18 protein-coding genes are annotated in these 20103 nt (G+C 66.5%); 9 read left to right on the forward strand and 9 right to left on the reverse strand.

Features of this window, described 5'->3' with window-relative positions; genetic code table 11:
• Positions 1 to 109: 109 nt before the first annotated feature.
• Positions 110 to 889 (forward strand): DeoR/GlpR family DNA-binding transcription regulator, encoded by a 780-nt coding sequence (locus B843_RS08090; RefSeq protein ID WP_025253003.1) that lies wholly within the window; start codon positions 110 to 112, stop codon positions 887 to 889.
• Between the two features lie 71 nt (positions 890 to 960).
• Here B843_RS08090 and ptsP read toward each other — a convergent pair whose 3' ends face one another.
• Complete coding sequence (gene ptsP / locus B843_RS08095; RefSeq protein ID WP_025253004.1) at positions 961 to 2658, reverse strand: phosphoenolpyruvate--protein phosphotransferase; 1698 nt, start codon at positions 2656 to 2658, stop codon at positions 961 to 963.
• A gap of 241 nt (positions 2659 to 2899) precedes the next feature.
• On the opposite strand from ptsP, the gene B843_RS08100 reads away from it, so the two are divergent.
• The 5 genes from B843_RS08100 (at position 2900) to B843_RS08120 (ending at position 8435) form a co-directional block, all read left to right on the forward strand.
• Positions 2900 to 3703 (forward strand): DeoR/GlpR family DNA-binding transcription regulator, encoded by an 804-nt coding sequence (locus B843_RS08100; protein WP_025253005.1) that lies wholly within the window; start codon positions 2900 to 2902, stop codon positions 3701 to 3703.
• The gene (locus B843_RS08105; RefSeq protein WP_025253006.1) at positions 3700 to 4665 is read left to right on the forward strand and encodes a 1-phosphofructokinase family hexose kinase; all 966 of its coding nucleotides are present in this window, start codon (positions 3700 to 3702) and stop codon (positions 4663 to 4665) included. Before B843_RS08100 ends, B843_RS08105 begins: the two co-directional genes overlap by 4 nt.
• A gap of 83 nt (positions 4666 to 4748) precedes the next feature.
• Positions 4749 to 6800 carry a PTS fructose transporter subunit IIABC gene (locus tag B843_RS08110; protein WP_025253007.1) on the forward strand — a complete coding sequence of 684 codons (2052 nt, stop codon included), beginning with the start codon at positions 4749 to 4751 and terminating at the stop codon, positions 6798 to 6800.
• 281 nt (positions 6801 to 7081) lie between these two features.
• The gene (locus tag B843_RS08115) at positions 7082 to 7348 is read left to right on the forward strand and encodes an HPr family phosphocarrier protein (protein ID WP_025253008.1); all 267 of its coding nucleotides are present in this window, start codon (positions 7082 to 7084) and stop codon (positions 7346 to 7348) included.
• Between the two features lie 532 nt (positions 7349 to 7880).
• The gene (locus B843_RS08120) at positions 7881 to 8435 is read left to right on the forward strand and encodes a dihydrofolate reductase family protein (RefSeq protein WP_025253009.1); all 555 of its coding nucleotides are present in this window, start codon (positions 7881 to 7883) and stop codon (positions 8433 to 8435) included.
• On the opposite strand, the gene B843_RS08125 is transcribed toward B843_RS08120, so the two are convergent.
• The 3 genes from B843_RS08125 to hflX form a co-directional block, all read right to left on the reverse strand.
• Positions 8432 to 8899, reverse strand: coding sequence for a hypothetical protein (locus B843_RS08125; RefSeq protein WP_025253010.1), 468 nt, complete (start codon positions 8897 to 8899; stop codon positions 8432 to 8434). The two genes, B843_RS08120 and B843_RS08125, sit on opposite strands and share 4 nt — an antisense overlap.
• Before the next feature lie 20 nt (positions 8900 to 8919).
• The gene (locus B843_RS08130; RefSeq protein WP_025253011.1) at positions 8920 to 10206 is read right to left on the reverse strand and encodes a uracil-xanthine permease family protein; all 1287 of its coding nucleotides are present in this window, start codon (positions 10204 to 10206) and stop codon (positions 8920 to 8922) included.
• A gap of 151 nt (positions 10207 to 10357) precedes the next feature.
• On the reverse strand, positions 10358 to 11908 hold the full coding sequence (gene hflX, locus B843_RS08135; protein WP_025253012.1) for a GTPase HflX: 1551 nt from the start codon (positions 11906 to 11908) through the stop codon (positions 10358 to 10360).
• Positions 11909 to 12072: 164 nt separating this feature from the next.
• Between hflX and B843_RS08140 the strand changes: the two genes are divergently transcribed.
• Together B843_RS08140 and B843_RS08145 are read left to right on the forward strand one after the other, a co-directional pair.
• A complete protein-coding gene (locus B843_RS08140; RefSeq protein WP_025253013.1) occupies positions 12073 to 12816 on the forward strand; it encodes a hypothetical protein in 744 nt (247 codons plus the stop codon).
• A 141-nt stretch (positions 12817 to 12957) separates the two neighbouring features.
• A complete protein-coding gene (locus B843_RS08145; protein WP_155895128.1) occupies positions 12958 to 13800 on the forward strand; it encodes a hypothetical protein in 843 nt (280 codons plus the stop codon).
• Here B843_RS08145 and dapF read toward each other — a convergent pair.
• Genes dapF through B843_RS08160 form a run of 3 tightly spaced genes read right to left on the reverse strand, consistent with a single transcriptional unit; the run spans position 13797 to position 16188 of the window.
• Positions 13797 to 14663 (reverse strand): diaminopimelate epimerase, encoded by an 867-nt coding sequence (gene dapF, locus B843_RS08150; protein WP_025253015.1) that lies wholly within the window; start codon positions 14661 to 14663, stop codon positions 13797 to 13799. The genes B843_RS08145 and dapF overlap by 4 nt on opposite strands.
• Positions 14660 to 15574, reverse strand: coding sequence for a tRNA (adenosine(37)-N6)-dimethylallyltransferase MiaA (gene miaA / locus B843_RS08155; protein ID WP_038595401.1), 915 nt, complete (start codon positions 15572 to 15574; stop codon positions 14660 to 14662). The genes dapF and miaA overlap by 4 nt, the downstream gene beginning before the upstream one ends.
• Positions 15571 to 16188: a hypothetical protein gene (locus tag B843_RS08160; RefSeq protein ID WP_025253017.1), complete on the reverse strand. Its 618-nt coding sequence runs from the start codon at positions 16186 to 16188 to the stop codon at positions 15571 to 15573. Before B843_RS08160 ends, miaA begins: the two co-directional genes overlap by 4 nt.
• A gap of 227 nt (positions 16189 to 16415) precedes the next feature.
• Here B843_RS08160 and B843_RS08165 point away from each other — a divergent pair, with 227 nt between their 5' ends.
• Positions 16416 to 17747 carry a DUF349 domain-containing protein gene (locus B843_RS08165; RefSeq protein WP_025253018.1) on the forward strand — a complete coding sequence of 444 codons (1332 nt, stop codon included), beginning with the start codon at positions 16416 to 16418 and terminating at the stop codon, positions 17745 to 17747.
• A gap of 60 nt (positions 17748 to 17807) precedes the next feature.
• Here B843_RS08165 and B843_RS08170 read toward each other — a convergent pair whose 3' ends face one another.
• Complete coding sequence (locus B843_RS08170) at positions 17808 to 18455, reverse strand: Rv2732c family membrane protein (RefSeq protein WP_025253019.1); 648 nt, start codon at positions 18453 to 18455, stop codon at positions 17808 to 17810.
• A 67-nt stretch (positions 18456 to 18522) separates the two neighbouring features.
• The gene (gene miaB, locus B843_RS08175) at positions 18523 to 20067 is read right to left on the reverse strand and encodes a tRNA (N6-isopentenyl adenosine(37)-C2)-methylthiotransferase MiaB (protein ID WP_169729843.1); all 1545 of its coding nucleotides are present in this window, start codon (positions 20065 to 20067) and stop codon (positions 18523 to 18525) included.
• Between the last annotated feature and the right edge of the window lie 36 nt (positions 20068 to 20103).

Genomic DNA, 20103 nt, shown 5'->3' on the forward strand with positions numbered 1-20103 from the left:
CCGCGTGCCACAATGGATGGAAGTTAAGTTATTCATTCCCATACGGATTGTTCGGACATGTCCGATGTCCGCATCGTGGTCAATCCTGAAAGAAAGTTGTGAGATAGAGATGTATTCGGAGGAGCGTCGCCGACAGATTGCTTCACTGACCGCCGTCGAGGGCCGCGTCAACGTCACTGAGCTTGCCTCTCGGTTTGATGTCACCGCCGAGACCATTAGGCGCGACCTCGCGGTCTTGGATCGGGAGGGCGTCGTCCACCGCGTCCACGGTGGCGCCGTTGCCAACCAGACTTTCCAGACCACCGAGTTCAGCCTGGACACACGCGCGCGTTCGGCATCGGGCGCGAAGAACTCCATCGCCCACGCGGCGCTCGCCTACCTTCCCGAGGCCAACGGCGGAATGTTCCTCGACGCCGGTACCACCACCGCCGCGCTCGCGGACCTCCTCGCCGTTCAGCCCCAGGCGAAGCAGTGGTCGATCGTGACCAACAGCCTCTCCATCGCGCTCTCGCTGGCCAACTCCGGCCTCGACGAGGTACAGCTTCTCGGCGGCGCGGTGCGCGCCATCACCCAGGCCGTCGTCGGCGATACGGCGCTGCGCACCCTAGCGCTCATGCGTGCGGACGTCGCGTTCATCGGAACCAACGCGCTCACCCTCGACCACGGCCTGTCGACCGCCGATTCGCAGGAGGCCGCGATCAAGTCGGCCATGATCACCAACGCCCACAAAGTGGTCGTGCTGTGTGACTCGACGAAGATGGGCACTGACTACCTCGTGAGCTTCGGCGCCATCTCCGAGATCGACGTCATCATCACCGATGCCAACGCTCCGGAGTCCTTCGTGCAGGCACTGCGCGACAAGGGCGTGGAAGTGGTCATCGCGCCGTAGGCGTCGACAAGCAGCAAAAAGCCGGTCGTTCCCCTCTTGCATAGAAGGGAGCGACCGGCTTTGCGCGTTGCTTAGCTCGGCTGGATGACCGCGCGAACGGCGGCGCGGGCCTCGGTGGCACCCTCGGCGTCGAGCGCCGCCTCGGCTGCCTTCTGGCAGGTCTCGAGGTCGACGGCTGCCAGCTGCGCGCCTACGCCGGCGATGGCGGTGGATGCGGCGGACAGCGAGTTGACGCCAAGGCCTGTCAGCACGCACGCGAGCAGCGGGTCGGCAGCGGCCTCGCCGCACACGCCCACGGCGGTGTTGAAGCGCTTGCCTTCCTTACAGGTGTGCGAGATGAGGCGAAGCACCGCGGGCTGCCACGGGTCAGTGAGGTACGCCAGCTGCGGGGACATACGGTCGGCAGCCATGGTGTACTGGGTCAGGTCGTTGGTGCCGATGGAGACGAAGTCGAGGTACGGCATCAGCTTGTCGGCCATGAGCGAGGCGGCGGGCACCTCGATCATCGCGCCCGCGGTGAGGTTGCGCTCGGCGCACAGGCCCGCGAACCACTTCGCCTCGCGGGCGGTGGCGACCATCGGTGCCATGACCCAAGTGGGCGAGTTCTCGTCGCGGCCCAGCTCCTTGGCAGCCAGCGCGATAGCGTCGAGCTGGCGGGTGAGCAGGTCCTCGTTGGCGCGGGCGACGCGAAGGCCGCGGACGCCCAGGGCCGGGTTCATCTCGTCCGCCATGGACGCGAACGCGACCGGCTTGTCGGAACCGGCGTCGAGGGATCGGACGACGACCTTGGAGTGCGGGAACTGCTCGAGCACCTTCTTGTACACCGCTGCCTGCTCCTCCACGCTCGGCTCCTCGGTGGCGGTGAGGAAGCACATCTCGGTGCGGAAGAGGCCGATGCCCTCTGCCTGGGACTCGGTCGCGGCGATGCGCGCAGCCTTGCCGTCCTGGACGTTCGCCAGCAGCTGGACGCGGTGGCCATCCTTGGTCTGGGCCGGGCCGCGCCACTGGGCGATACGCTCGGCGAGCATCTTGGACTCCTGCTCGGCCAGCTTGGCCACCTCCGGGTCGGAGCCCAGGGTGACGGTGCCGAGAGAGCCGTCGACAAGCACCGGCTCGCCCGCCTTGATGTCCTTCAGCTTGGCGCCCACCGCGACGATGCAGGGGACGTTGAGCTGGCGAGCGATGATGGCGGTGTGGCTGGTCGGGCCGCCGAGCTCGGTGACCAGTCCGACGAACAGGTCCGTGTTCAGCGCTGCGGTATCCGCCGGCGAGAGGTCGTCGGCGAAGAGGACCACGGGCCCCTCGACGTCGGGCAGGCCCGGCTCCGGCTCCCCGCGCAGCTCCGCGATGACGCGGTCGCGGATGTCGCGGAGGTCGGTGGTGCGCTCGGCCATGACACCGCCGGCAGCCTCGAACATGGTGACAAACTTGGTGGTTGCGGCAACCACGGCGTACTCGGCCGGATGGCCGCCCTGGATGCCCTTCCTTACTGCCTTGCGCCAGCCGCGGTCGCTGACCATGCCTGCGGTTGCCTTGAGGACTTCCGCGGCAGCGCCCTGCGCCTTGGAGGAGCGATCCAGCAGGCGGGCGGCGACGGCATCTGCGGCGGTGATGAAGCGTTCGAGCTCAGCCTCGCGCTGGGCCTCGTCGACGACCTCGCCCGCCTGCGGAAGCTCCGGTCGGGGGCTGATCCAGACTGCCTTGGCGTAGCGAACACCAGGAACGACAGCCGTACCCTTGATAACAGTGTCTTTGGTCACGTTTTCCAACGTATTTCCCCTGTCTTCACAGATGGTTTATTTCTTCCCTCTACATCACCACAAAATCCACATTCTCGCAACAAATCAGACAACAAAATGTTGACAACCAAAAAGAAATGGGCATAAATTTAGGGATAGAACCAACATTTTGGGTTCTACTCATGAAAGAAAACCCATTATTTCCTCGGAAGATTCCGAGAAATCAGGCACCCGCCCTGAGAAATGGGACATTGCACGGTAGGAGGTGACGATGGCCACAGTCGCTGAGGTACAGCACAGGCAGTCAACAATCGTTGCCCTCACTCGGGAATTGGGCCGCTGCTCGGTCTCCGATCTCGCAGCCCAATTCGACGTCACGCCGGAGACCATTCGGCGCGACCTCAAGGTCTTGGAGAGCCAAGGCCTGCTCCGCCGCGTCCACGGCGGTGCGGTCATTGGCGCGCCAAGCAATCACGCGGACCTACTCGCGGTCGATGACGACGATGAGCTTCCGGTTCACCAGTCGCAGCGCCGCAAGCAGTCCATCGGACAGAAGGCCTTGAGCCTCATCCCCGGCCCGCACGCGTCGATGCTCATCGACGCCGGGTCGACCACCGAGGCCTTCGCGAACGTGCTGGCGAGGAACTACCTCGGCCAGGATTGGTCAGTTGTTACAACATCACCGAACATCGCGAAGTCGCTCGCCTCAGCTGGCGTGCCGCACGTGAGCATGATCGGCGGCACCGTCAAGCCGCGGACCCAAGCGATCGTAGGTCCGAGGGCGCAAGACGAGCTTCGCGTCCTCCGCGCGGACATCGCCTTCCTCGGAACCAGCGGCTTCAGCCTAGAGCGGGGTTTTACCACCTCCGACTCCCGCGAGGCGGAGATCAAAAAGCTCATCATCAACCAGGCGAACTTCTCGGTCGTCCTGTGCGACTCCGCAAAGATTTCCAAGGATTCCACACTCACTTTTGCAATGCCCGACGACGTGGAGGCGATCATTAGCGATCGCAACGCTCCGAAGTCGTTGGAAGACGCGTTGCTTCCAACCCACACAAGACTGGTGATCCCGTGATTCTCACACTCACACCCAACCCCAGCATCGACACGACGCTGTCCATCCCCCACCCGCTCAAGCGGGGCGAGGTCCAGCGAGTATCCAGCTCTGAGTCCGTCGCCGGTGGCAAGGGAGTCAACGTTTCCCTCGCCGTCCTGCGCGCTGGCCTGGATAGCCTCGCGCTCTTCCCCGCCGCCGAGCGCGACACCTTCCTCGACCTGCTGCGCCAGGTGGAGGTGCCCTTCGAGAGCGTTCAGGTCCCGCTGCCCGTGCGCGTCAACACCGCCATCACGGAGCCCGACGGCACCACCACCAAGGTCAACGGCCGCGGCGCCACCCTCGACGAGGCCGTGATCGCCAAGGTCGAGGAGGCCCTCGTCCAGCACTACGACGACGCAAGCTGGGTCGTCCTCGCGGGCTCCTTGCCCCCGGGGGCCCCGGTGGACTGGTACGCCCGGCTGGTCGCGCTGCTGCGCCAGCACAACCCAGCGCTCAACATCGCGGTGGATACCTCCGATGCCCCGCTGGTCGCCCTCGGTGAGAATTTTCACACCGCCGCCCCGTCGCTCATCAAGCCCAACGGGCTGGAGCTCGGGCAGCTGGTCGGTGTCGACGGGCAGGCCTTGGAGGACCAGGCGGAGAAGGGCAACTTCACCCCGGTCATCGAGGCCGCCCGCAAGGCCATCGAGCTGGGTGTGGAAACGGTCCTCGTCACCCTGGGCGCCGCCGGCGCGGTGCTGGTCACCGCGGATCAGGCGTTCAAGGCCACCCCTCCCCCGTGCGTTGCCGTTTCCACGGTTGGCGCGGGTGACTGCACCCTAGCAGGATTCATCATGGGACGGGTCCGTGGACTTTCCCTCGCCGACAGCCTGAAGCAGGGCGTGGCGTACGGAACGGCGGCGGCCTCCCTGCCCGGAACCACCATCCCGACCCCAGAACAAATCAACCTGGCCGAGACTTCGGTCGAAGAAGTGTTCTGACCACAACTTCATCCTCACTAACAAAGGCCACAAGCTGGTAGTAGATGCTTGAGGCCACCTACTATCGAAGGATTCAGGGAATCATGTCCGAATCTATTATCAACACGAAGTTGGTGCGGCTCGATGCCGACTTGGGCGCCGACAAGCAGGAGGTCATTACCTCCCTTGCTGGCGTCGTCGCCGATGCTGGCCGCGCCGCCCCCGTCGAAACCCTCGCCGCCGACGCGCTTGCCCGCGAGGCCAAGTCCCCCACCGGCGTCCCCGGCGGAATCGCCATCCCTCACTGCCGTTCCGAGGCCGTGACCGAGCCGACCCTGGGCTTCGCCCGCCTGTCCCGCGCGGTTGACTTCGGCGGCCCCGACGGCGACGCCAACATCGTCTTCCTCATCGCGGCCCCCGCTGGCGGCGGCAAGGAGCACCTGAAGATCCTGTCCAAGCTGGCGCGCGCGCTGGTTCGCCAGGACTTCACCGACGCCCTGCGCAACGCCTCCTCGGAGGAGGAGATCGTCACCCTCGTCACCGACGTCGTCAACGCGGCGCCGAAGAAGAAGGCCGCACCCGCCGCGGCTGAGGCTGCGGCACCGGCCAAGGCTGGCGTGACCAAGATCGTGGCCATCACCGCCTGCCCGACCGGCATCGCCCACACCTACATGGCGGCCGACTCGCTGACCCAAACCGCCGAGAAGCGCGACGACGTCGAGCTCGTCGTCGAGACCCAGGGCTCCTCCTCGGTCACCCCTCTGGACCCGGCCGTCATCGAGGCCGCCGACGCCGTCATCTTCGCCACCGACGTGGGAGTCAAGGACCGCGAGCGCTTCGCTGGCAAACCGGTCATCGAGTCCGGCGTCAAGCGCGCGATTAACGAGCCGGTCCAGATGATCGACGAGGCCATCGCGGCCTCCAAGAACCCGAACGCCCGCCGCGTGGCCGGCACCGCGCAGGCCGCCTCCAGCACCGCGGAAGAGGGCGAGGGCCTGTCCGTGGGCAAGCGCATCCAGCAGTCCGTCATGACCGGCGTGTCCTACATGGTCCCCTTCGTCGCGGCTGGCGGTCTGCTCCTAGCCCTGGGCTTCCTGTTCGGCGGCTACGACATGGCCAACGGCTGGAAGGCGATCGCCACCGGCTTTAGCCTCACCGACCTGCCGGGCCACACCGTCATGGTCGACGGTGCAGAGATGACCTTCGAGCGCTCCGGCTTCCTGCTCTACATCGGCGCCGTCCTCTTCGCGACCGGCCAGGCGGCGATGGGCTTCATCGTCGCGGCCCTGTCCGGCTACATCGCCTACGCCATGGCCGGACGCCCCGGCATCGCACCAGGCTTCGTCGGCGGTGCCATCTCCGTCACCCTCGGCGCAGGCTTCATCGGCGGCCTCATCACCGGCCTGCTCGCTGGCTTCATCGCCCACTGGATCGGCTCCTGGAAGGTCAACCGCATGGTCGCCTCCCTCATGCCGGTTGTGATCATCCCGCTTCTGACCTCGCTCATCGTCGGCCTGCTCATGTTCCTGCTGCTGGGACGCCCGCTGGAGTCCATCATGACCGGTCTGCAGAACTGGCTGTCTAGCATGTCCGGCTCCTCCGCCGTGGTCCTCGGCATCATCCTGGGCCTCATGATGTGCTTCGACCTGGGCGGCCCCGTCAACAAGGCGGCCTACCTGTTCGCTACCGCTGGCCTGTCCACCGGCGACCAGGCCTCCCTGCAGATCATGGCCGCCGTCATGGCAGCCGGCATGGTTCCGCCGATCGCTATGTCCCTGGCCACCTTCCTGCGCAAGAACCTGTTCACCCCGGCGGAGCAGGAAAACGGCAAGTCCGCGTGGCTGCTGGGCCTGTCCTTCGTCTCCGAGGGCGCCATCCCGTTCGCCGCTGCTGACCCGTTCCGCGTGATCCCGTCCATGATGCTCGGTGGCGCCACCACCGGCGCTCTGTCAATGCTCTTCGGCGTCGGCTCCCGCGCTCCTCACGGCGGTATCTTCGTCTTCTTCGCCATCGACCCGCTGTGGGGCTGGATCGTCGCCCTGCTGGCTGGCATCGCGGTGTCCACCGTCGCGGTCATCATGTTCAAGCAGTTCTGGCCGAACAAGACCATCCAGGCCGAGGCCGCCAAGGCCGAGGCTCAGAAGGTCGCCGCGTAGCACGCGCTCTGCCCACTACGACTCGCCGATCCGCTCCCCGCGGTCGGCGAGTTCGTCTTTGAGCCTTCCCCAACACACAGGTCACGGCCCTAACGCGACAAAACCGAACCCAATCAGAAATAAGCGCTACAAATCACAGATTTTCCCACAGGAAATGTCTACTTTTTGTGGCAAACCTCCCGGGCTTTGCCTAGAATCGGGCATAGGTTGTTTAGCACCGAAGTGCCCGATCAACAATTCATAACTCGCTGAAACATTCAGCCAAAGGAAAGGACCATCTTATGGCTTCCAAGACCGTCGTCGTCGGCTCCGCTGTCGGCCTGCACGCACGTCCTGCATCCATCATCGCCGAGGCCGCTGGCGAGTACGATGATGACATCTTCCTCTCCCTCGAGGGTGAAGAGGACGACGAGACCGATGCCGCCTCCTCCCTGATGATCATGGCACTGGGTGCCGAGCACGGTGACAAGGTCACCGTCACCTCCGACAACGCTGAGGCCGTCGAGAAGATCGCCGCCCTCATCGAGAAGGACCTGGACGCGGAGTAATTCGCCACCACTTCCTTATAACTTCCTAGGCGCTGGGACGCTCTGCCCCGGCGCCTTTTTCTATCCCTGCTCCCCGTGAGGAAACCACGGGTTAAGTAGCAAAAAGTGTGTCCGGTCGGCGTGTCGCGGACTGGGCGCACTGGGTTAGTTGATGTGGCCTTTTCTGATCCCTATGGAGTGGCTGTACTCGGTTGGGATAGGGCTGTCGTAGACAGGCTGGGTGGCCTGTCGCGGCGTTTTCGTGTGGTCTGGTTGCCACAGCCAGGATCTTCATTTCGCCAGCACTCGGTGCCGGATACGGTTGTGCCGCTTTTCTTCATTGGTCCTGCACAAACAGGACATCGGGGTCGGTTTGTGGTTACAGGAAAAGTCAACCAACGCCCCGATACCACAACCGGTTTTGAAACCGTGGATTGAACGAAAAACAGCCTGGAATAACGATCGAAACGTTATTCCAGACCGACTTAAGTAGCTTGACCAGCGCTAACGCCAAAATCTAGACACACTTTTTGCTACTTAACCCGAAACCACGATGCCGCGCAAGCTCATCACCACCCTCTTCTACTCCGTCAACGGCGTCGCCGAGGCCCCCAACACCTTCCAATTCGATTCCTTCGACGACGACCTAGCCCGCCTCATGAGCGAGGCCATCGCCTCCATCGACACCAACATCCTGGGCCGGGTGACCTACCAGGAGTGGGCGCAGGCGTTCAGCGGCCCCGAGGCCGACCCCTACTTCGGCCCCTTCATCAACAAGACCCGGAAGTTCGTCGCCAGCCGCACGCTCGCGCCCGAGGACATCACCTGGGCCAACTCCGAGCTCATCGAGGGCGACCTCGTGGCCTTCGTCCGGGAGCTGAAAAGCAGCGAGGGAGGGACCATCGCCGTGCAGGGTTCCTTGTCCGTCGTCCGGCAGCTCGTCGAGGCGGGGCTTATCGACGAGCTGACGCTCATCATCCACCCGGTGATCGCCGGCTCCGGGGCCGGGCTCTTCGACGGGCTTGCTACCACGCGTCTGAAGCTCCTGAGCGCGAAGGCCACCGAGAGGGGCAACATCCTGGCCACCTACGCTCCCTTCGAGGCCTAAGCCTCCGCCCAGAACATGGTGACGGAGCGGGTCTCCGCGGCCGGGCCTTGGGCCTCGTCCTCCCAAGCGAGCTGCCCCAGCGACCCGCCCGCGGCGAGCACCGCCTCGCCGAAGCGCTGCCAGGCGTCGCCGATCTCCTCCCGCGGGCCCGACCACTCGGCCCGCCACACGCGCTTGGCGGGGAACTCGGTCAGCTCGGGGGCGTGCTCGGGATCGGCGTCAACGATCGCCTTGGCGTCGGAAAGCAAAGCATCGACGACAACGGTCACCGCGACCTCGAGCGAGCGCCCGGGGGCACCGAAGTAGACCGTGCGAAACTCACTCACCTCGTGGCCGGCGGAGGCCAGCAGACGCGCGAGCTCCTCGCGCACGACCGCGCTAAAGACGCCGAAGTCCTCGGCCGCGAGCTTCCTGCTGCGACCGAGGACGTGAAACGACGGGTGGGAGGCTACTGAGACGTTCATGCCCCCGAGGATAGCCCGGGCTACTTCGGCAGGTGCTGCCCCTCCCCGATCGTGCGGTAGAGCTTGTTGAGCAGCGGGTAGACCACGATGATGCCCACCGAGCCCCACGCGATGCCTTCCAGCTCCACGCCGAAGACGGTGAGCGTGAGGTTGCCGATGCCCGCGACCAGCGCTACGGCGGCCGCCGTGAGGTTGACCGGGTTGTTGAAGTTGACGTGGTTGTCCTGCCAGATGCGCACGCCCAGCATGCCGATGAGGCCGTAGAGGACGAGCGCCGCGCCGCCGAGCACGCCCGTCGGGATGGTGAAGATGAGCGCGCCGAACTTCGGGATGAACGCCAGCACCACGGCGGTCAGCGCCGCCACCCAGTAGGCAGCGGTGGAGTAGACGCGGGTGGCGGCCATGACGCCGATGTTCTCCGCGTAGGTGGTCGTGCCCGAGCCGCCGAAGCCGCCCGCGAGGGTGGTGCCGATGCCGTCGGCGATGAGCGCGTTGCCCGCGAGGTCGTCGAGGTTGCGGCCGGTCATCTCGCTCACGGCCTTGACGTGGCCGACGTTTTCCGCGATGAGCACGATGACCACCGGGAGGGTGACCAGCACGGCGGAGACGGTAAACTGCGGGGTGTGGAACTGCGGCAGGCCGATCCACGCCGCCTGCTTGATCGTCTCCGCCGCGCCGTCGGCGAGGTTGCCCGTCACGGCCGCGAACACCCAGCCGATGATGACGCCGATGAGGATGCCCAGGCGCGCCAGCATGCCGCGCCCAGCCACCGTGAACACCAGGATCGACGCCAGGGTGACGAAGGCGACCAGCGGCTGCGCCTGGAAGTTGGTCACCGCGCTGGGAGCGAGGTTGAGGCCGATGAGCGCCACGATCGCGCCGGTCACCGCCGGAGGCATGACTAGGTCGAGGACCCGCTTGCCCGCGGCCTTGACGATGAAGCCCACCGCGATGAGCGTGAGTCCCGCGGCGAAGACGCCGCCGAGCTGCACGCCGATCCCCTCGCCCTGGGAGGCCATGAGCGGGGCGATGAATCCGAAGGAGCTGCCCAGGTAGGAGGGCAGCCGGTTGCGGGTCAGGAGCAGGAAGATCATCGTGCCCAGGCCCGAGAAAAGCAGCGTCGTGTTGACCGGGAAGCCGGTCAGCGTGGGCACGAGCAGCGTGGCGCCGAACATGGCGATGACGTGTTGCATGCCGATGCCGATGGTGCGTCCCCAGCTCAGTCGCTCTTCCGGCGCGACCACCGCGCCGGGAGAAATGGTCTTTCCGTCACCGTGTAGGGTCCAACCCCAGGTTGCATTACTCACGAAACTGCATTATCGCAGTTCACGGCGGATAACTTCAACTCGTGGGCCGGAAATGACGCAAAAGGATGCCCGATCCCACACTCGGGGTGCGGAAATCGGGCGTCTTGGCTCGAACCGGCGCTGGGCCAGAGAAGGCCCGGCGCCGCGATGGCTAGACCTCCTGCGTTGCCTCCACCTGGAACTCCCTCAGCTCGGCGGCCAGTTCCTGCGGCAGGCGCACGTCGATGAGCGTTCCGGTCTCGGTGTACGACTCTCTTAGGACGGTGCCGAACTCGTGCAGGCGCGAGACGACGTCGCCGCGGGTGAACGGGATCAGCAGGCTCACATGGGCGTCGAGCGAGTTGAGGAACAGCTCCACCCGGGCTTCGAGCTCCGGGATGCCCTCGTGGGTGTGCGCGGAGACGAAGACGACGTCGTCGAGGGCGTGGCGCAGCTCGGCCAGCACCAGCGGGTCCGCGGCGTCGATCTTGTTCACGACGATGATCTCCGGCGGGGCGGGCACGTCGAGCTCGCGCACGATGTCGCCGATGACGGAGTTGACCGCCTCGATCTGCTTGAGCGGGAACGGGTCCGAGCCGTCGACGACGTGGAGCACGAGGTCCGCCTCCACGACCTCCTCCAGCGTCGAGCGGAAGGCCTCGACCAGCTGGGTGGGCAGGTGGCGGACGAAGCCGACGGTGTCGGTGAACACCACGGCGCGTCCGTCGGCGAGCTCGGCGCGGCGGGTGGTCGGGTCCAGGGTCGCGAACAGCGCGTCTTCGACCAGCACGCCCGCGCCGGTCATCGCGTTGATGAGCGAGGACTTGCCCGCGTTGGTGTAGCCTGCGATGGCGATCTGCGGGATCGTCGACGCCCGCCTGCGCGAGCGCTTGACCTCTCGGGCCGTCTTCATACCCGCGATCTCGCGGCGGAGCTTGGCCATGTCCGAGCGCAGGCGGCGGCGGTCCGCCTCGATCTTGGTCTCACCGGGGCCGCGAAGGCCCACGCCGCCGTTCGACCCGGCGCGGCCGCCCGCCTGCCGGGACAGCGCCCCGCCCCAGCCGCGCACGCGGGTGATGAGGTATTCCATCTGCGCCAGCGAAACCTGCGCCTTGCCTTCCTTCGACTTCGCGTGCTGGGCGAAGATGTCGAGGATGAGCATGGTGCGGTCGATGACCTTGACGTCGAGCGCCTTTTCCAGCGCGATCATCTGGCCGGGCGAGAGCTCGCCGTCGCAGATGACGGTGTCCACGCCGGTGGACATGACGATGTCCTTCAGTTCCGCGACCTTGCCGGAGCCGATGTAGGTGCCCGGGTCCGGCTTGTCACGCTTCTGGTAGAGCATCTCCACGACCTCGGAGCCCGCGGTCTCGGCGAGCGCCGCGAGCTCCTGCATGGTGGCCTCGATCTCCGCGGTGGTGCCGGTGGTCCACACGCCGACGAGGATGACGCGCTCGAGGCGCAGCTTGCGGTACTCGACGTCGTATCCGTCGTCCTGGTCGGTGGCGTGGATATCGCTGCCGCGGGTGAGCCTTCTCAGGCTGGAACGCGCCTCGAGGTCGAGCTCGCCGGTCGTGGGCGTGTGCGCGCCCTCGGGGTGCTCGGTGACCGCCTCAAGCCCGGTGAGGTCCACTCCCTTCGGCTCTGCGACGGTGTCATAGTGGTCCTTGAACGCCTCGGCGAGGAGGTCGTTGTGGCGTGAGGGCGAATGTGTGTGATCCACGTGTAGTTGGGTCTTCTCTTTCTACTAGTGCGGTGCGCTTTGCCCCATTCTTGCACGAACCCGCGACAAGTTTCTATCGTCGCTTATCGACGCCTACGGCGCGCCATCGGAAGGCCTTATCCGGATGCGTAGTTTTCAACAAACTCAGCGTAGTATGTGTGCCCATGAGCACTGATCTGCAAAGCCTAGGCATGAACTTTGACAAGTGGCAAGACGCCGTGGAGGCCGCCATTTCCACCAACAAGCTCTCCGTGGCCGGCGAGGTCCGTGGCGGGCAGTTGATCCAGTACGCGGACTCCTCCGGCGCGCAGATCAATATCCTCGCGGTGGAGCCGTTCGCGACCTTCGCGGGCTTCGACTCGGTCGCCCAGTCCTTCGCCCACGTGCAGATGCTCAACGACGTCGTGGCCCTGTGCGAGGTCGTGGATTACAACGGCAACCCGGTGACCACCGTGACCTGCAACCTGGCCCAAGGCCCACTGCTGGTCGACGAGCCGGAGCAGCGCTGGCAGCAGATCGGGCTCACCGCACTCGCCCAAGACGTCACCCGGTACCCGGACGTCGCCGCCTTCGCCGCGGAAAACGGCGAGGACGCGCTGGGGTCGCTCCGCTCCGCTGGCGCCGAGTCCATCAACGACGGCTCCCAGGTTCCGACCGCCGCCGTGGAGTTTAGCGCCCGCGTGCTGGAGTCCGACTACCGGACCAACGCCCTGACCGGCGACCGCTACATCCACGCGACCGTCGATGGCTCCTTCGCCTTCGACGTGTGCCTGCCCGATGAGGGCGAGCTCCCGGCCAAGGACTCCGTGCTCAAGGTCTCCGGCGTCATGGCTGGTTCCCTCGTCGCCCCTGGCGGCTGCGGCGACGGCGGCTGTGGTTCCGGCAGCTGCGGCTGCGGCGGCCACTAGCCAGCGTTTGTGAAAACTACCCCCGACGGCGCAGCGATTGACAGGGGTGCGGGTTGCGATAAAGTGACTTCTCGCACACTGTGGTCGTGTTCACCGACGGGGGTAGTGGTGTTTTCCTCTCTGATTTCCAATGCGCACGGCGTGATCCACATCCGCGATCACCGCCACGTCGCCGACATTCCGAGTACTTTCCTTGCCGCGTGCGTCCAGGGGGAACTCGTCAAGCTCTCGCGCGGCGGCTACGCGCGCCGCCGGCACTTCGATTCGCTCTCGTGCTGGGATCGGCACCGGGTTTGCATCGCGGCCACCGCGGTGGACTTCCCCTCCGCCGTCGTCGTGGGCGGCTCCGCGGCGCTCTGGCACGGGCTGTGGACGATTGATCCCGCGCCCGCCGACATCGAGCTGTACCGGCCGGGTACGAGGGCGCGGATGGCTTCTCGAGCCCTCACCCCGATCCGCCTGGTACACACCCCGGTCCACGAGCGCGAGGTGATCCATCGCGCGGGCGTTCGCGTCACCAGCATCGCCCGAACGCTCCTCGATGTCTGGCGCATCCACGGGCCCGAGGCGGCCTTCGTCTCCATCTGCCACGCGCTACGCAAGGGGGCCATCGACCACGACGGCCTGCGGGCTTCGTTCGAGGAATGCCCGTGGAAGGGGCAGCTAGCGGCGGGAATCCGGATCATCGAGGCGGCAACCTGCGAGCACGAGCACCCCATCAGCGCCCTCCTCCACGCGCAGATCCTGCTCGACGGCCGGTTGAGCGTGAGCGCGGTGAGAGGAACCGTCCTCGACGTCGACCAGATCCGCGATCCCATCTTCGTGAAAGCGCCGGAGTGCCCCATCTCCCATGAGATTGAGCGCTCCGGCGCTTTCGACGAGGAGTGGGACTCCTGCGCCCCGCCGGGCGGCGCCCTCGTGATCGAGCCGGCGTGCATTCACGCCCGGACCGCGGTCACCCGCTTGCTAGCCCACCAATCCTAGAACCAGGCCGTGCCTTCCGCGACGATGCGCGAGGGTCCGGTCAGCGTGGACTCCTCGCCGGCGATGGTGACCTCCACCTCGCCGCCCGGGATGCGAACGCGCACCGTCCCGTCGACCTGGCCGGCGTCGGCAAGCGCCGCGCGGGCGGCCGCCACAGTGCCGGTGCCGCAGCTGCGGGTCTCCCCCACGCCGCGCTCGTAGACGCGCATGTCAACCGTCCCGTCGCTCAGCTCGGTGAGGATCTCGACGTTGACACCCTGCGGGAAGAACTCCTCGTCGAATCGCGGCTTGACCAGGTCGAGCGCCGCGAGGCTTTCGGCATCGAGCCCCGGCACGACGCAGGCGAGGTGCGGGTTGCCCATGTCCACGCCCATGCCCGCGAACTTCGACTCGCCGACAAAGCACGAGGACACGCCCGTGACCGCGGCCTCGCCCATCTCCACGGAAACGGTGGCGCGGTATTGGTCGGCCTCGCTGACGGTGACCTTCTTCGCCCCGGCACGCGTGCCGACGAGGAACTCCGCCTCGCCCACCAGCCCGCGGGAATACACCCAGTGGGCGAAGACACGGGTGCCGTTGCCGCACATCTCCGCGATGGAGCCGTCGGCGTTGTAGTAATCCATGAACCAGTCGGTGCGGGACAGCGCCGGATCGACCTGGTCCACCACACCGGCGTCGAGGAGCGCGCCGACTTGGGCCACGCGCAGCAGCCCGTCGCCGCCGATTCCGGCCCGGCGGTCACACAGGGCAGCGACGAGCGAGGCGTCGAGCGTGAGCTCCGCCTTCTCGTCGGGAAGAATGACAAAGTCGTTCTCGGTTCCGTGGCCCTTGGCGAAGGTGATGGCGCTCAGCTCGTGATTCATTCCACCGATCTTAGCGCCCACATGGCCTCGGTCAAGGTATCGCCCGAGGCTTCCAGCCACGTCGTTCTGGGGTCCCTGCGAAACCAGCTGCGCTGGCGGCGCACGTAGCGGCGGGTGCCCGTGATGGTCCGCTCGAGGACGTCCTCCCACGGGAGCCTGCCCTCCATCGCGTCGAGCACCTGGGCGTAGCCGATCGCGCGGCCCGCAGTGGAGTCGGCCACGAGCCCCGACTCCTCCTTTAGCCGCTCTACCTCCTCGACGAAGCCGGAGTCGAACATCTTCTGCGTGCGCAGCGCGATGCGCGGGTTGAGCCACTGCGCGTCGGTCCGCAGGCCGAAGATGTGGGTGCCCCAGCGCGGCGCGCCGTCCTTCGGCGGCTGGCTCGCCTGGAACGGCTTGCCCGTGAGTGTGATCACCTCGAGCGCGCGCACCGTCCGGCGCGGGTCCTTATCCTCGATGATCCGGGCCGCCTCGGGGTCGATGTCGGCGAGCTCCGCGTGCAGCCTCTCGATGCCGACGTCGTTGAGCCGCTGCTCGAACCTCGCGCGCACCCCCTTGTCCGTGGGCGGAAACTTCCAGTCGTCGACAAGCGACTGCACATAGAGCATCGACCCTCCCACGAGGATTGGGCGCTTGCCGCGGCTCATGATGTCCTCGACGTCCGCGATGGCGTCGTGCTGGAAGCGCGCGACGGACGCGGTCTCCGTCACCTCCCACACGTCGAGCTGGTGGTGCGGGATCCCCTCGCGCTCCCCCAGAGGAACCTTCGCCGTTCCGATGTCCATGCCCCGGTAGAGCTGCATGGAGTCGACGTTGACGACCTCACCGTCGAGCTCGTGGGCCAGCGCGATGCCGAGCCCCGACTTGCCTGAGGCCGTGGGGCCGACCACCGCGATCGGGCGGATGCTCATCGCTCCTCCTCCCAGACGCCCACGTAGCGGCCGACGCCCAGGGGGGCCTCGGACACGAGGCAGCGGCGCCGGAGATCCGCCCGCCTGCTCAGGGCCGCAACCTCGAGCCACGGCGCGGGATCCACGACGCCTCCTTCGCGCAGCCACCTCTCGAGCTCTTCTTCCGGCAGCTGGTCGGCGGCCTCCCCCGCGATGAGGGACCGGCAGAACTCGTGAACCTCCTCGGCGCCGGGCAGCAGGGATAGAGGCGCCCTGGGGGTCAGACCGGCGCTGCCGTCGAGGACCACGAGGGTGAGCGCCTCCCCGCGCGGGGCGCCGATCCGGGCGCGGGAATCACCCACGAGCGGCGCCCAACGCTTTCCCAGGACGTAGTAGGCGAGCAGCTCGGGCAGGTACTCCCCCGCCGCCACCTTCACGTCTTTCCCCCACGCGGCAAAGGAACCCACGTGAGCTGTGCGCAGATGCTCGTCCCGCGCGCCGACGATGTCGATCGCAGTTGGTACGGCCTCGTCGATCAGCTTCCTCAGCAAGGAAACGATGGCGGCAGCGCTCTCGACCCTCGGGGCGAGCTCGCGAACGAGCGCCGGGCTACCGGGCATAAACAGCAGTGTCATGATGCATCGGATTATAGCGAAGCACCCCGACACCACCACCGCGCGCCGGGCGGCGCGGTGCCACGTTGCCTCGCCGCAAGTGCTCCCTTGCTGCTGACATCCCGGGAGGTTTCACGGTATCTTTTAGGTAGGAAACTTGGGCCCCGCGTCGGGGCTTCGGAGTTCCACCCGGAATCTACCTTTGGCAGTCACGTCGCGTGACACCCTGAAGATAAGGAAACATTGACATGACCACTCCTTCCGCACCCAAGCCCGGTCCGCGCCCCGGCCCACGACCAGGAGCGAAGCCGGGCCCTCGCCCGGGAACGCCAGCGGCGCAGGCGGCCAAGGTTGCCAAGGCCAGCGATCCGTCCCAGTGGGGTCGCGTCGCGGAGGATGGTTCCGTCTTCCTCATCACCGCCGACGGCGAGCGGCTCATCGGTTCGTGGCAGGCGGGTACGCCGGCCGAGGGGCTTGCCCATTACGCCGCCCGCTTCGAGGATCTGGTCACCGAGGTCGAGCTCCTTGAGGCACGCCTGCAAAGCCACCCGAACGACGCCGAGCACATCAAGCAGCAGGCGGGAGAGCTCATCGCCTCCCTCCCCGAGGCGACAGTCATCGGCGACGTGGCGGGCGTCGAGAAGCGCCTGAACGCGCTCATTCACGGCGCCGATGACGCAGGCGAGCGCGCCAAGGAGGAGAAGCAGGCGCGCCGCGCGGACGCGATCGCGCGCAAGGAGAAGCTCGCGGAGGAGGCCGAGGAGATCGCCGAAAAGTCGACCGACTGGAAGGACGCCGGCGACCGCATCCGCGCCATCCTCGAGGAGTGGAAGACGATCCGCGGTATCGACCGCAAGACCGACGACGCGCTGTGGAAGCGCTACTCCCGCGCCCGCGATGCCTTCAACCGCCGCCGCGGCTCGCACTTCGCCGAGCTCGATCGCGGCCGCGCCGCCGCGAAGCGGCTCAAGGAGGAGCTCGTCGAGCGCGCCGAGCAGCTCAAGGACTCCACCGAGTGGAACGAGACCGCGCGCGCCTTCCGCGATCTCATGGCCGAGTGGAAGAAGGCGGGCCGCGCCCCGCGCGACATCGACGACAAGCTCTGGGCAGCGTTCAAGGCCGCACAGGACCACTTCTTCAATGCCCGCAACGCCCTCAACGACCAGCGCGATCGCGAGTTCGAGGCCAACGCGGACGCCAAGCTGGCGCTGCTCAAGGAGTACGACCCGCAGATCGACCCGGCCTCCGGCCTTGACGAGGCTCGCGCCAAGCTCCGCGAGCTGCAGCAGAAGTGGGAGGAGATCGGGTACGTGCCGCGCAACCGCGTGCGCGAGTTCGAGGACAAGATCCAGGCCATCGAGGAGCGCGTGGAAAGCGCCGCCAACGCCCAGTGGCGCCGCACCGACCCCGAGGCGCAGGCCCGCGCGGCCCAGTTCGTGGCCAAGGTGAAGGACTTCGAGGCGCAAGCGGAGGCCATGGAGGCCAAGGGCAACACCAAGAAGGCCGAGGAGCTGCGCGCGCAGGCAGCGCAGTGGCAGGAGTGGGCGGACGCCGCCAGCCAGGCCGTCAACGACCTCTAGCACGTGACAGTGGCCCCGAACCGATCGGTCCGGGGCCACTTCTTTGTAGGCTGCAAGCGCCTAGTGATGCTTGCGCTTTTCCGCGGCCTTCTTGCGGCGGTCGTCGACGAGCAGCGGGTTGGTGTCCGAGGTGTTGAGCTGTCGGCTCACGAGCGCGGAGCGCTGGGCGTAGCCCACCTCGTCGAGGTTCTCGTCGGCCGCACGCTTCGCCGCCAGCTCCTTTTGCTCGTCGCTCCTGGCGAGCACCGTGCAGCTGAGCGCGTAGACCTGAAGGATCACGGCGAAGACCTCGAGGTAGAAGCCGTAGCTCACGCCCGCCTCGCCCTGGGTTTCTGCGCTCTGCATGCGCATCCACAGGCCGAAGAGGCTGGTCAACAGCGCCATTCCGGAGAGCAGGAAGCTGATGTTGGCGAAGACGGTGCGCTTGGTGATAAGCAGCAGCCCGTTGAAGACGATGAGCGCGAGGCTGCCTAGGATCACGAAGACGTACTCCGCGACCTTGGTCCCGCCCGCGTGAGACTCCGAGGTGAGGAACAAGACGTCGAGGCCCTTGACTCCCCCCGAGTGTGGGAGCGCCAGCGAGACGAGGAAGGCGCCGAAGGCGATGATCATGAACTTGGCGTAAGAGCCCAGCTCCACCCGCGAATTGGCCTTCCGCTCGCTCCGGGCGAGCGACCGGGTGTTCTCGACGCTTTGTGAATTCTCCACGTGGAATCTTCTTTCCTTAAAGATGCAGCTTAGGTGGGGTCGTCAAGGGCCCGCTTCGTCGATACTACTAGCAGCCGCAGGCGTCCGCCGCGGGCTTGGCCGCCGGTGCCCCGATGCGCGGCAGGCCTAGGCCGACGCCCACCGGCGCCGTCGTGGGAACCTTGCCCAGCTCCGAATTGTCGCCGGCCTTGGTCCTGCGATGGCTCAGCACGCCCTCGTCCGCCAGGAGGAAGTGCGGTGCGGCTTCGGTGAGGCGAACCGTGACCATGTCGCCGGGGCGGATTTCGCCGTCGATTGCGCCCTCGGGCTTAAAGTGCACGAGCCTGCCGTCGCGCGAGCGCCCGGTCATGCGGTGGGTCTCGCTGTTCTTGCGGCCTCCGCCCGCCTGGACGAGGAGCTCCACTTCTCCGCCGACGAGCTTCTGGTTCTCCTCCAGGCTGATGCGCTCCTGGAGCGCGAGCAGGCGCTCGTAGCGCTCCTGGACCACTTCCTTCGGGATCTGGTTCTCGTAGTCTGCGGCCGGGGTGCCGGGGCGCGGGCTGTACTGGAAGGTGTAGGCGCTGGTGAACCGGGCCTTTTCCACGACGTCGAGGGTGGCCTGGAAGTCCGCCTCGGTCTCTCCCGGGAAGCCGACGATGATGTCGGTGGTGATGGAGGCGTTCGGGATCTTCGAGCGAACCTCGTCGAGGATCTTGAGGAACTTCGCCGAGCGGTAGGAGCGGCGCATCTCCTTGAGCACCTTGTCGGAGCCCGACTGCAGCGGCATGTGCAGCTGCGGGCAGACGTTGGGGGTCTCCGCCATGGCGTCGATGACGTCGGAGGTGAATTCGGCGGGGTGGGGGCTGGTGAAGCGCAGGCGCTCGAGGCCCTCGATCTGGCCGCAGGCGCGCAGCAGTTTGGAGAAGGCGGTGCGGTCGCGCTCCAGCTCGGGATCAACGAAGTTCACGCCGTAGGCGTTGACGTTCTGGCCCAGCAGGGTCACCTCGGAGACTCCCTGGTCGACCAGCGCCTGGACCTCGGCCAAGATGTCGCCCGGACGTCGGTCGACCTCCTTGCCGCGCAGGCTCGGGACGATGCAGAAGGTACAGGTATTGTTGCAGCCCACGGAGACCGAGACCCAGCCGGCGTAGGCCGACTCGCGCTTCGCGGGGAGCACCGACGGAAACTGCTCGAGGGAGTCGACGATCTCCACCGCCGCCTTCTTGTTGTGGGAGGCGCGGTCGAGCAGCGCGGGCAGCGAGCCGATGTTGTGGGTGCCGAAGACCACATCGACCCACGGGGCCTTCTTCACCACGACGTCCTTGTCCTTCTGGGCGAGGCACCCGCCCACGGCGATCTGCATCCCTGGATGGTTCTCCTTGACCTGCCGGAGCTGGCCCAAGGTGCCATAAAGCCGCATGTCGGCGTTCTCGCGCACGGCGCAGGTGTTGAAGACGACGAGGTCCGCCTCTTCTCCCTCGGGTGCCGGAACGTAGCCCGCGTCCTCGAGCAGGCCGGACAGGCGCTCGGAGTCGTGAACGTTCATCTGGCAGCCGAAGGTGCGCACCTCATAGGTACGCCCCTGGCCGTTGTCGAGTGGGCTGATAGCTGTTGCGTCCGCGGATGTTTGCACGTCGGCCAATTCTAGCCTTCCCTCGAGCCAATACCT

The sequence above is a fragment of the Corynebacterium vitaeruminis DSM 20294 genome (assembly GCF_000550805.1).
GTDB lineage: Bacteria > Actinomycetota > Actinomycetes > Mycobacteriales > Mycobacteriaceae > Corynebacterium > Corynebacterium vitaeruminis.

Bases quoted from the DNA above. Each gene is read 5' to 3' on its own strand.
- B843_RS08090 (WP_025253003.1), top strand. From the start codon at position 110: ATGTATTCGGAGGAGCGTCGCCGACAGATTGCTTCACTGACCGCCGTC.
- B843_RS08100 (WP_025253005.1), top strand. From the start codon at position 2,900: ATGGCCACAGTCGCTGAGGTACAGCACAGGCAGTCAACAATCGTTGCC.
- B843_RS08110 (WP_025253007.1), top strand. From the start codon at position 4,749: ATGTCCGAATCTATTATCAACACGAAGTTGGTGCGGCTCGATGCCGAC.
- B843_RS08115 (WP_025253008.1), top strand. From the start codon at position 7,082: ATGGCTTCCAAGACCGTCGTCGTCGGCTCCGCTGTCGGCCTGCACGCA.
- B843_RS08120 (WP_025253009.1), top strand. From the start codon at position 7,881: ATGCCGCGCAAGCTCATCACCACCCTCTTCTACTCCGTCAACGGCGTC.
- B843_RS08125 (WP_025253010.1), bottom strand. From the start codon at position 8,899: ATGAACGTCTCAGTAGCCTCCCACCCGTCGTTTCACGTCCTCGGTCGC.
- B843_RS08140 (WP_025253013.1), top strand. From the start codon at position 12,073: ATGAGCACTGATCTGCAAAGCCTAGGCATGAACTTTGACAAGTGGCAA.
- dapF (WP_025253015.1), bottom strand. From the start codon at position 14,663: ATGAATCACGAGCTGAGCGCCATCACCTTCGCCAAGGGCCACGGAACC.
- miaA (WP_038595401.1), bottom strand. From the start codon at position 15,574: ATGAGCATCCGCCCGATCGCGGTGGTCGGCCCCACGGCCTCAGGCAAG.
- B843_RS08160 (WP_025253017.1), bottom strand. From the start codon at position 16,188: ATGACACTGCTGTTTATGCCCGGTAGCCCGGCGCTCGTTCGCGAGCTC.
- B843_RS08165 (WP_025253018.1), top strand. From the start codon at position 16,416: ATGACCACTCCTTCCGCACCCAAGCCCGGTCCGCGCCCCGGCCCACGA.